Below are 10,346 nucleotides of genomic sequence, written 5' to 3'. Positions count from 1 at the left end.
TGAGCCGTGCCGCTATGCCTGAACGCGCTGACCAGCAACTTCACCACGCAGCACCTGCCAGGAGACCGATTTGCTGCGGAACCCGGGGTCTGGTACTACGTCGAAAGCAACCCGGCCATGAGTCGGATGGGTCAACGATCCTTGGAACGTGTCATGGCGGATAAATCGCTCGCGTGACCTCCCCCTTGCTCCTGCCCGCGTTATGCCCGCCGGTCGCGTGGCACGATCGGCGCCGCGGTCTCCGTCAACTGCGCCCTGTACGGCCTGACGGCCTCGTTCGCGGCGGCCCTGATGGACCGATTCGGCATCCGGCGGGTCACCGCCGTCGCGCTCACCGTGATCGCGCTCGGCTCGGGCCTCACGGTGTGGATGACGGCGGCCTGGCAGCTCATGCTGTGCTGGGGCCTGCTGGTCGGTCTCGGCTCCGGTTCGATGGCGCTGGCCTTCGCCGCCACCGTCACCAACCGCTGGTTCACCGAGCGGCGCGGCCTGGTCAGCGGCATCCTCACCGCCGCCTCGGCCTCCGGACAGCTGATCTTCCTGCCCCTGCTGTCCTGGATCGTCGACCAGTGCGACTGGCGCCCGGCCGCCGTCGACGTACGCCCGTGGTGCCGCCGGTGGCGGCGAAGGAGCTGCCTGCGCTCGGGCCCTGGCCGCCCCACCCCCCACAGCGCCTGGACCGCGGGTGACGGCGTCACCGGGCAGGGTCGCTGAGGAGCGCGTCGATGCGTGAGTACCCGCGAGGGAACTCGTCGGCGGTTGATCAGCGCGGAAGCCATGAAGCTCTCAGAAAGGTCAGTCGATGACACTCGGTATGGTTCTCGGTGACGTGGTCGTCGTGGCGTCGCTTGTTCGTTCACGCTCGACCTTCCGAGGAGTTCGCCGTGTCCACGATCCACTGGACCGAGGCTCAGGCCCGTTCCGCCCGCTGGCACTCTGAGTCCGGGCTGCCCCTGCCCCGCCGGGTCGTCGTCGCCGACGACCGGATGAAGGCCGCCGTCGCCTACCGTCTGGCCTGCGAGGGCACCGCGTTGTTGTGGCGCGGGGATTTTCAGAACGCGCGCCAGTTGTTGCGCGCGATGGACCGCCGTGTCGGCCGTGCCGCGCCCGGTGCGGCTCAGACGCCGGCCGAGACCTTCCGTCTGCAACGCCGGTTCCGCGCTCACCGTGCGCGCGTGCTCGGCAAGTTGCTCGTTCTGCTGGAGGAGGGATACGTACTGGCGCTGCGCCGGGCGCCCGACGTGCGGCTCGCGTGCACCGAGGCGTACGGGCCCTCCGACGGGCCCGTGGCCGTCGCCCTCACCGAGCTGCTGGGTGTGATCAGTGCCCGGCAGTGGCGGGAGAAGGGGGTGTATGTTCCGGCGCTGGGCGCGCGGATCCATCCGCATTACGGGGTCTTCGCGCCGACGAGGGGCGAGTACGTCGATCTCGTCGGGCGGGCGCCGCTGCCGCGTGGTGGCGGTGTGCGTACGGCGTTCGACCTGGGCACGGGCACCGGTGTGCTCGCCGCCGTGCTCGCCCGGCGGGGTGTCGGGCGGGTCGTGGCCACGGACGTCAGCGCGCGGGCGCGGGAGTGCGCGAGGGACAACGTGGAGCGGTTGGGGCTCGGGCAGGCGGTCAGCGTCACCGGCCCCGAGCTGTACCCCGAGGGACGCGCCGATCTGGTGGTGTGCAACCCGCCCTGGATTCCCGCCCGGCCCGCCTCCGACCTCGACCTCGGCGTCTATGACGCGGGCGGCGGCATGCTCCACGGGTTCCTCGACGGGCTCGCCGGCCGGCTGGAGCCGGGTGGTGAGGGCTGGCTCGTCCTGTCCGATCTGGCCGAGCGGCTCGGGCTGCGAAGCAGGGAGGAGTTGATGGCCGCCGTGGAGGGGGCCGGGCTGCGGGTCGTCGACCGTCTGGACACCCGCCCGAGCCATACGCGCGTGCGGGACACGGACGATCCGCTGCACGCCGCACGGGCCGCCGAGGTCACGTCACTGTGGCGGCTGGCCGTCGCCTGATCCGTACCGGCTCGATCAGTCCGACAGCCGCGCAAAGCGCCCTCGGTGGAAGAGCAGCGGTCCGTCCGGATCGTCGGCGGCCGTGCCGAGGGCGTCCACCCGGCCGACCACAATGAGGTGGTCGCCGCCGGTGTGCACCGCGTGGATCGTGCAGTCGATCCACGCGAGCGAGCCCGCGAGGCGGGGCGCGCCGGAGACGGGCGCCGCGTCGTAGGCCACCCCCGCGAACTTGTCCGCGCCGCTCACCGCGAAGGCGCGGCACAGCTCACCCTGGGCGGCGCCCAGGACGTTCACACAGAACAACCCGGCACGGGCGATGCGCGGCCACGTCGTCGACGTACGGCCGACCATGAAGGCGACCAGGGGCGGGTCGAGGGAGAGGGCGGAGAAGGACTGGCAGGCGAAGCCGGCGGGGGAGGGCCCGCCGTCGGCGGGGGGCGCGGTGATCACGGTGACGCCGGTGGCGAAGGCGCCCAGGACGTCCCGGAACGCCCGCTGGCTCACCGGCGCTCGCTCGTCCTCGCCCACGCACCGCAACTCCGGCCGCGGCAGCGCCTCGACCGGCCGGGCGGCGGCGCCGGGAGCCCCGGCCGACCTGAGGTAGCGGACGGCGGCTTCGGCCATTCCTGCTTGTCCCATCACGCACTCATTGAAACTGACGGCCTGTCAGATTGGAAGGGTTCTACGACGTCTGTACGGCCCGGCTTCAGCACCCCTTGAACTCCGGGCTCCGCCGCCCCACGAAGCTGCGCACGCCCTCCTGCGCGTCCGCCGACGCCATGTTGATCTCCTGCGCGGCGGCCTCCGCGGCGAACGCGGTCGCGCGGTCGGTGTCGAGGGAGGCGTTGACGAGCTGCTTGGTCAGAGCGAGCGCCCGGGTCGGCCCGGCGGCGAGCCGTGCGGCCCATTCGCCGGCCGTCCTGTCCAACTCCTCGTCCGGCACGACCCGGTTGACCAGGCCGAGGCCCTCGGCGTCCGGCGCGGTGAGCGCGTCGCCGAAGAACATCAGCTCCTTCGCCCGCTGCGGCCCGACGAGCCGCGGCAGCAGATACGCGCCGCCGCCGTCCGGCACCAGCCCGCGCCGCACGAACACCTCGATGAACCTGGCGGACCGCGCGGCCAGCACGAGGTCGCAGGCGAACGCCAGATGCGCGCCAAGGCCCGCGGCCGTGCCGTTCACGGCGGCGATCACCGGCTTCTCGCAGTCCAGCACGGCCGCGATCAGGCGCTGCGCGCCGAGCCGCAGCGTACGGGCGACGTCACCGGCGACGCGGGGCGCGGCGGAGGCACCTCTCAGGTCCGCACCCGCGCAGAACCCGCGGCCGGTCCCCGTGAGGACGACGGCCCGTACGGCCGGGTCGGCGGAGGCGTCGCCGAGCAGCTGGATCACGCGTTCGCGCTGGTCGGGGGTGAGGGCGTTGAGGGTCTCGGGCCGGTTGAGCGTGATGTGCGCGACCTGATTGTCAGTGGCGTGCTGTACCAATGACTCAGCGTGATCTTCTGACTCGCGGGGGTGACCAAGCGTGTCCATTGCAGACGTGTCCATCGCAGTCGTGCTCGTCTCAGGCTTGTCCGCATCGGGCTTGCTCGCCTCAGGCCTGCTCATCTCGGCCCTGCTCGTCTCCGGCGTACTCATGTCAGCGGCACACCGCCAGCACGTCCAGCGCCACTGCCCCCTGCCCGCTGGGCAGCACCATCAGGGGATTGATGTCGAGCTCGGCCACGTCGTCAGCCAGCTCGAGCGCCATACGCTGCACCCGCAGGACGACCTCGACGAGCGCGTCCGTGTCCGCCGGGGGACGCCCCCGGACCCCGTCGAGCAGGGCCCGCCCGCGCAACTCGGCGAGCATGTCCCGCGCCTGCTCCTCCCCGAAGGGCGGCACGCGTACGGCGGTGTCCCGCAGCACCTCGACGAGCACTCCGCCGAGCCCGACGGTCACGGTCGGCCCGAACAGCTCGTCCTGCGTGACGCCGACGACCATCTCGACGCCCTGCTCGACCATCTGGCAGACGAGTACGCCGTCCAGCGAGACGTCCTCGTAGCGGGCGATGTCGGTCAGCTCCCGGTAGGCGTCGCGGACCTGGCTGGCCGAGGTCAGGCCGATCTTCACCAGGCCGAGTTCGGACTTGTGGGCGATCCGCGCGCCCGAGGCCTTCATCACCACCGGGTAACCCACCAGGCTCGCCGCCCGGACGGCCGCCGCCGCGCTGGTCACCAGCTGCTCGCGCGGCACGCGGATGCCGTACGCCCGCAGCAGCTGCTTGGCCGCGTGCTCGCTCAGCTGCTGTCCCGGGCGCATGAGTGCCTGGGCCTTGCGGAAGGACGGCGACGGGGTGCGCGGTGCCTCGTCGAAGGGGGAGTGGTAGCCGGCCGTGAACCGGTGGTGGTCGAGGTGGGCGCGGATGGCGGTGAGGCAGTTGGTGACCGTGCGGAAGGTGGCCACGCGCGAGGAGCCGAGCAGCACCTCGCGGTACGCCGGCTCGGTGCCGACCGGCGACCCCCACACCACGCACACCAGCTTGTCCGTCCGCTCGGCCGCGTCCACCAGGTCCCGCACGAGCCGGTCGCTGAGCGGCGGGAAGGGACCGGTGACCGGGCAGATGAGCACCCCGACCTCGGGGTCGTCGAGGATCGCATCGATGATCTTCCGTCCGCGCCAGTCCCCGACCGGATGCCCGCCGTTGTCCACGGGGTTGGCCACGGACAGGTACTCGGGTATCCACTGGTGCAGCTCGGCCTGCCTGGCATCGGACAGCACCGGCAGCCTCAGGCCCGCCTCGGCCGCCAGGTCGGCGACGTGCGCGCCCGTGCCGCCCGAGATCGAATAGACGACGACCCCGTCGGCGCTCGGGGGCCGGGCCCGGGCCAACAGGGCGACGGTGTCCTGGAGTTCGTCGAGACCGTCCACCCGGATCACGCCGTACTGCCGCATCGCCGCGTCCACCACCGCGTCCGCGCCGGTCAGCTTGCCGGTGTGTGAGGCGGCCGTGCGTGCGCCGGTCTCGGTGCGGCCCACCTTGACCGCGACGACCGGCACACCGCGCCGGGCGGCCCGGTCGGCGGCGAGCAGGAAGGCGCGGCCGTCCTTCAGGCCCTCGACATAGGCGGCGATGGCGCCGACCTCGGGCTGCTCGGCGAAGTAGGAGAGGAAGTCGGCGGTCTCCAGGTCGGCCTCGTTGCCGGTGGGCGCCCAGTGGGAGAGCCGGATGCCCAGCTCCTGGAGGGCGAAGACGGGCCGGCCCTGGTGCCCGGACTGGGTGATGAGCGCGATCGCGGGCCCGTCCAGGTCGTCCCGGAACCGTTCGAAGGCATTGAGGTTGGTGTTGGGGCCGAGCAGGCGCAGCCCGGACCGCTCGACGGCGGTGGCCAGGCGCCGCTGGGCGGCCGCGCCCTCCTCGCCGGCCTCCGCGAAACCCGAGGCGAAGACGACCGCGAACTTCACCTTGGCCTCGGCCAGTTCCTCGATCACCGGAAGGGGATCACCGACCAGGACCACGGCCAGGTCGACCTGCTCGGGCAGGTCGGCGACGGAAGGAGAGCAGGGGATGCCGAAGACGGACGGGCGGCTCGGATGCACGGGGTGCAGCCGTGCGCCGACCCGGCCGGCCCAGTCGAGCAGTTGCCGGGTGATACCGGTGTTCGGGCGGCCCTCGGTGTCGGACGCGCCGATCACGGCGACGGACCCGGGCCGGAAGAAGCGGTCCAGATCGGGGACGCCGGCGTGCAGGGGACGGCCGCTGACGTCGAGGTCGCCCGCCCCGGCCGGCCTGCCGTGCACGGCGGGCCCGGTCCCTTCGCCACAGGCGAGGATCCGGGTCCGGCGGGAGTCGGTGGTGAGGGTGCCGTGGGTTGATCCAAGCATCGGTCCGCCCCGCTCCTGTGTGACAGCACTAACTGACTCTCTGTCAGGTTACTGAACTGACGGACCGTCAGGAACTGCTGTGCAGGGAATGTTGAGGAGCGGAGTCGAGTGCGGGGATCACGGACGTGGGTGGGTTCCGTCGACGGGCGGGCCGATCGCGTGCGTCGCTCAGGGTGAGATCCGCACGCCGGACTCGTTGTGCCGGGCTGCGGCCACAGCGGTGCCCACGGCACCGGGGGCGCCCCCGCCGGGAGGCGGACGGGGCGCTTCGCCCGCTCACCCCGGCAGCCGGGACACCACCCCCGCATGCCGCCGCTCGACGGCCTTCGCGATCTTCACCGCGTCGATCGCCATCTCGGACCGTGGAACTGGGCGATGATCTCCCGCACCTCATCCCACTGGGTCTTGGTCACGTCCGGCGGCACGGGAGTGCCGCTCTCGTGGTGCCATGCTGTGACCTTGCACGGGGCGCCGGACCGCTTGATGAAGCGGTGCGTATGGGGGATCACGACGATGCGGAACATGTCGAAGATCTCGGCTTTCTCGGCTGCGTCCAGGTTCGCCAGCCGCTTCCTGGAGGAGCGGGCGAGAGAGACAATGGCGCTCGCCCTTGCCTTGGCCTGCTTGTATTCGGCCAGCCAATTCTGGACTTCCTCAAGCTGCTTCTTCCAGTCCTCGACTTCCTCTCGCAGTTTCTTGACTGCGGCAACGGCCACGGCCGGATCCATGCCCGCCTTGATGTACTCAGGCACGGCGTCCTCGATCAGTTTCTCCTGCTTCTCGATGCTCGCGGTAAGGCTCTTCTCGCGCTCTTCGTGCTTGTCCCGGTCGCCGGGAAGGGAAACGACCCACCGGTCCGCGAGGGCCCTTAGGCGACCCTCGTCCTGAAGGAGTTCCACGACCTTGCCCCAGACGATCTTCTCGACCTCAGCGGCATCCAGGTTCGTGCAGTCGCAGCCCGGCTTCTTCACGGCCTTGCCGTCCTCCAGGACGACCTCGGGCCGCTGGCCCTGGCAGTAGTAACTGCGGTGTTCCGTGCGACCGCCGCCGACGTAGACCTTTCCGCAGCCGCTGGCGATGTGACTGCTGAGCGAGTAGACGCGAGCTGCACTCTGCGGCTTCTTCAGGGACCGCGTCTTGAGCACAGTCTTCAGCTCCTCGCTCCAGTCGGAGGTGAGGATCTGCGGGACTTCGCCGACGGTCGCGGCGTCGGCGGTCGCCCCGATAAAAGGCGGGGTGCTCATGTGCCTCCCGGGGTCTTGCGCCCCCAGAAAACTGACGTACCGTCAGATCACATGGACTCGATCTGGCTCACCGGGGCGGAATGGCTGGCCGTGCTGCGAATCGGGCTCGGGTTGTGGTGGCTGGAGAGCTGGCGGCACAAGGACCGCAAGGCCTGGTTCGAACGGGGCACCGGCATCGCGTGGGCGGCGGACGTGGCCGCCAAACACCGCTGGACCGCGGTCCGTTCCGGCTTCGACACGGTCGTCGCGCCGTATCCGCGCACGATGGCGTACGTCGTCGTGTACGCCGAACTTGCGCTGGGGCTCGGCCTGATCGTGGGGTTCCTGACCCCGATCGCCCTGGTCGGCGGACTCCTCCTGAACGCCCTCTACTTCACCCTCATGATCCACGACGTCGCCGAGCAGGGGCAGAACTCGATGATGGCGCTGATGTCGGTCGTCGGCCTGTTCGGGATGTCATGGCAGACCTGGTCCCTCGACAGCGTCCTGGGGATCTTCTGATGGGCGGCACGCGATTCGATCTGCCGGAGGCGGACGCCTTCACGCGGACGTACTGGGACGCGGCGGCCGAGGGCCGGCTGCTGATCCGCCGCTGCGGGGCGTGCGGGCGGGCCCACCACTACCCGCGCGAGTTCTGCCCGCACTGCTGGAGCGAGGACGTGACCTGGGAGCCCGCGAGCGGCCGGGCCGCTCTCTACACCTGGTCCGTCGTCCACCGTAACGACCTGCCGCCCTTCGGCGAGCGCACGCCGTACGTCGCCGCCGTCGTCGACCTCGCCGAGGGGCCGCGGATGATGACCGAGGTCGTGGGGTGCGGGGAGGGGGAGCTGCGGGCGGGAATGGCACTGGAGCTGGCGTTCCGGGAGGGTGTGCCGGTGTTCCGGCCCGCCGGGGACGGACAACCGAGGTGAAGGATCCCGGCCCACGGGTTTGAATGGCCCGATGGTCCACAACCCCACCGGCTCCCATCCCGCCGCCCCCGAACCCGAGGTGCACGGGCACGGCCTGCGTCTGCGCCCCTGGTCGGCGGAGTCCGAGGCCGACGTGGAGACGTGGCTGCGCGGGCAGTCCGACCCGGAGTTCCGGCGCTGGAACACGCCGATCGCACCGGTCACGGACCTGCACAGCGCCCGCGCCTCCCTGCGCGTCAAGACGGCAGGAGCGCAGGACGGCGCGACGGCACCGTTCTGCGTCGAGGACGCGAAGACCGGTACGGCCCTCGGGCACATCGGCGTCAACGCGATCAACACGGCCCTGAAGATCGGCCGGGTCGGCTACTGGGTGCTGCCCGAGGCCCGCGGCCGCTGCGTCGCCACCCGTGCCCTGCTGCTCGTCGCCCGCTGGTCGTTCACCGAACTCGGCCTGCACCGCCTGGAGCTGGACCACGCGGTCGGCCACGAGGCGTCCTGCCGGATCGCCGAGCGGTGCGGTTTCCGGTACGAGGGCACCATGCGCGGGGCGGTCTTCGAGGAGGGCCGGCACGACGCGTTCCGCGACGCCCACCTGCACGCACGGCTCGCGACGGACCCGGAGCCGACGGGGGCGTAATGCCCGGTGAGCGGGTAAGGGTTAGCGCGTAAAGGTAAGCGCGTAAAGGTGAGCGCGTAATTCGGAGGCGTACGGCGGGCCGGCGGCGCGACCATGGGGCATGCGCTCCGATGGCTGGCATCTCACCCACGACCTCGACGACTTCCTGACCCGCGCCCACACCCATATGCGCGCCGAACCGTCCCTGCACACCGTCCAGTTGACCGTCACGGAGAACCTGCGCACCCGCGGGCTGCACATCTACGGCGACGGGGCGCCCGAGTTCGGCGTGCTGGAGCGGGGCGGGAAGGTCCGGGCCTCCCTCTTCCGTACCCCGCCGTTCTGGCTGAACCTCACCCGCCTGACCGGCGAGGAGGCCGACGCCCTCGCCGCGCTGCTGGTCGAGCAGGGTCGACCCCTGCCCGGGGTGAACGCGGACCCCGGCACCGCCGCCGCCTTCGCCGAGGCCTGGCAGCGGCGTACGGGCGCCACGGCCATGCTCCGTGCGCGGCAGCGCCTCTACCGGCTCGGCACCCTCACCGCACCCGAGCCCGCGCCGCCCGGCCGGCCGCGGATCGCCGGCGAGGCGGACCGCGCGCAACTGCTGTGCTGGCACAAGGAGTTCAGCGAGGCCGTCGGCCCGGGGGCCGGCCGGGACAGTGCCGAGTGGGCGGACGACCGCATCGCCCGCGGCGACCTCACCCTCTGGGAGACGCCCGACGGCACACCGGTCGCCATGGCCGGGCTGACCCCCAAGGTCGCGGGCCAGATCCGCGTCAACGCGGTATACACCCCGCCCCACCAGCGCGGCCGGGGCTACGCGGGCGCGGTGACGGCCGAGGTCAGCCGGGGGGCGCGGGAGGACGCGGGCGCCGAGGAGGTGGTGCTGTTCACCGACCTGGCCAATCCCACCAGCAACCGCCTCTACCAGCGCCTCGGATACCGCCCGGTCACGGACTTCGCCCTTTACACCTTCACACCGGCCGGCTCCGGGACAGGCTCTGGGGCGGGCTCAGGGCCACAGTAGCTCCCGCGCCCAATCCCCGCCCGTGCGGCGGTAGTTCAGCCGTACGTGCCGCCGCCGCGCGTCCCCCTGGAAGAACTCCACCTCCTCGGCCCGCAGCCGGTACACGGTCCAGGACGACACCGGCGCCTCCGGCTCCCGCCGGGCCCGCTCCCAGGCGGCCTGCGAGGCCTCGGCCAGCTCCTCCACGGAGCCCAGGACCTCGCTCTGCCGCCCGGTCAGCGCGGCGGCCAGGGCGCCCGTCGAGCGGGCGTGCAGGTCGGCCTGGCTCTCCCCGGACGGCGCCGCCGTGACCGGGCCGCGCACCCGCACCTGGCGGCCCAGCACCGGCCAGTAGAAGCCGAGGGCGGCGTACGGGCGGGCGGCGAGCTGGCGGCCCTTGCGGCTGCCGGCGTGCGTGGCGAAGGACCAGCCGTCCGTGTCGGCGCCGTGCAGCATCACGGTCCGTACGTCCGGCCGGCCCTCGGCGTCCGCGGTCGCCAGCGACATGGTGTGCGGCTCGGTCTGACCGGCCGCCACCGCCGCCGCGAACCACTGCGTGAACAGGGCGAGCGGCGCGGCGGGCGCGGTGGCCGGGTCGAACACCGGCAGTTCGGTGACCTCCGGGTCCCACACCCGCAGCGACCTCAGCAGCTCATGAAGATCCGTTGTCATCCCCCGATTTTCACGCGGACAACGGGTGGAG

Annotated in this window: 10 protein-coding genes and 1 pseudogene; 6 read left to right on the top strand and 5 right to left on the bottom strand. The window is 71.9% G+C overall.

Going from position 1 to position 10,346, the window contains the following annotated elements:
- Positions 1-213 precede the first annotated feature (213 nt).
- Positions 214-600, top strand: a pseudogene (locus H8R17_RS36960) (MFS transporter); the annotation flags it as partial.
- A gap of 284 nt (positions 601-884) precedes the next feature.
- Positions 885-2,003 carry a methyltransferase gene (locus H8R17_RS36955; RefSeq protein WP_187827580.1) on the top strand — a complete coding sequence of 373 codons (1,119 nt, stop codon included), beginning with the start codon at positions 885-887 and terminating at the stop codon, positions 2,001-2,003.
- A 15-nt stretch (positions 2,004-2,018) separates the two neighbouring features.
- On the opposite strand, the gene H8R17_RS36950 is transcribed toward H8R17_RS36955, so the two are convergent.
- From H8R17_RS36950 to H8R17_RS36935, 4 genes are all read right to left on the bottom strand, one after another.
- Complete coding sequence (locus H8R17_RS36950) at positions 2,019-2,642, bottom strand: flavin reductase family protein (RefSeq protein WP_262505800.1); 624 nt, start codon at positions 2,640-2,642, stop codon at positions 2,019-2,021.
- A gap of 67 nt (positions 2,643-2,709) precedes the next feature.
- Positions 2,710-3,534: an enoyl-CoA hydratase/isomerase family protein gene (locus tag H8R17_RS36945; RefSeq protein ID WP_187827579.1), complete on the bottom strand. Its 825-nt coding sequence runs from the start codon at positions 3,532-3,534 to the stop codon at positions 2,710-2,712.
- Positions 3,535-3,640: 106 nt separating this feature from the next.
- Positions 3,641-5,866, bottom strand: a complete 2,226-nt coding sequence (locus H8R17_RS36940) for an acetate--CoA ligase family protein (RefSeq protein WP_187827578.1) — start codon at positions 5,864-5,866, stop codon at positions 3,641-3,643.
- A gap of 335 nt (positions 5,867-6,201) precedes the next feature.
- Positions 6,202-7,110, bottom strand: a complete 909-nt coding sequence (locus tag H8R17_RS36935) for a zinc ribbon domain-containing protein (RefSeq protein WP_187827577.1) — start codon at positions 7,108-7,110, stop codon at positions 6,202-6,204.
- 51 nt (positions 7,111-7,161) lie between these two features.
- On the opposite strand from H8R17_RS36935, the gene H8R17_RS36930 reads away from it, so the two are divergent.
- From H8R17_RS36930 to H8R17_RS36915, 4 genes are all read left to right on the top strand, one after another.
- Positions 7,162-7,611: a DoxX family protein gene (locus H8R17_RS36930; protein ID WP_187827576.1), complete on the top strand. Its 450-nt coding sequence runs from the start codon at positions 7,162-7,164 to the stop codon at positions 7,609-7,611.
- A complete protein-coding gene (locus tag H8R17_RS36925; RefSeq protein WP_187827575.1) occupies positions 7,611-8,021 on the top strand; it encodes a Zn-ribbon domain-containing OB-fold protein in 411 nt (136 codons plus the stop codon). Before H8R17_RS36930 ends, H8R17_RS36925 begins: the two co-directional genes overlap by 1 nt.
- A gap of 31 nt (positions 8,022-8,052) precedes the next feature.
- Entirely contained in the window at positions 8,053-8,658 is a 606-nt protein-coding gene (locus H8R17_RS36920) for a GNAT family N-acetyltransferase (RefSeq protein ID WP_187827574.1), read from the top strand.
- A gap of 100 nt (positions 8,659-8,758) precedes the next feature.
- Positions 8,759-9,664, top strand: coding sequence for a GNAT family N-acetyltransferase (locus H8R17_RS36915; protein WP_187827573.1), 906 nt, complete (start codon positions 8,759-8,761; stop codon positions 9,662-9,664).
- On the opposite strand, the gene H8R17_RS36910 is transcribed toward H8R17_RS36915, so the two are convergent.
- Positions 9,650-10,315: a pyridoxal 5'-phosphate synthase gene (locus H8R17_RS36910; protein WP_187827572.1), complete on the bottom strand. Its 666-nt coding sequence runs from the start codon at positions 10,313-10,315 to the stop codon at positions 9,650-9,652. The two genes, H8R17_RS36915 and H8R17_RS36910, sit on opposite strands and share 15 nt — an antisense overlap.
- Positions 10,316-10,346: the final 31 nt, after the last annotated feature.

The organism is Streptomyces sp. TRM68367 (assembly GCF_014495685.1).
Classification (GTDB): Bacteria; Actinomycetota; Actinomycetes; order Streptomycetales; family Streptomycetaceae; genus Streptomyces.
This window is presented reverse-complemented; position numbering and strand designations above follow the sequence as displayed.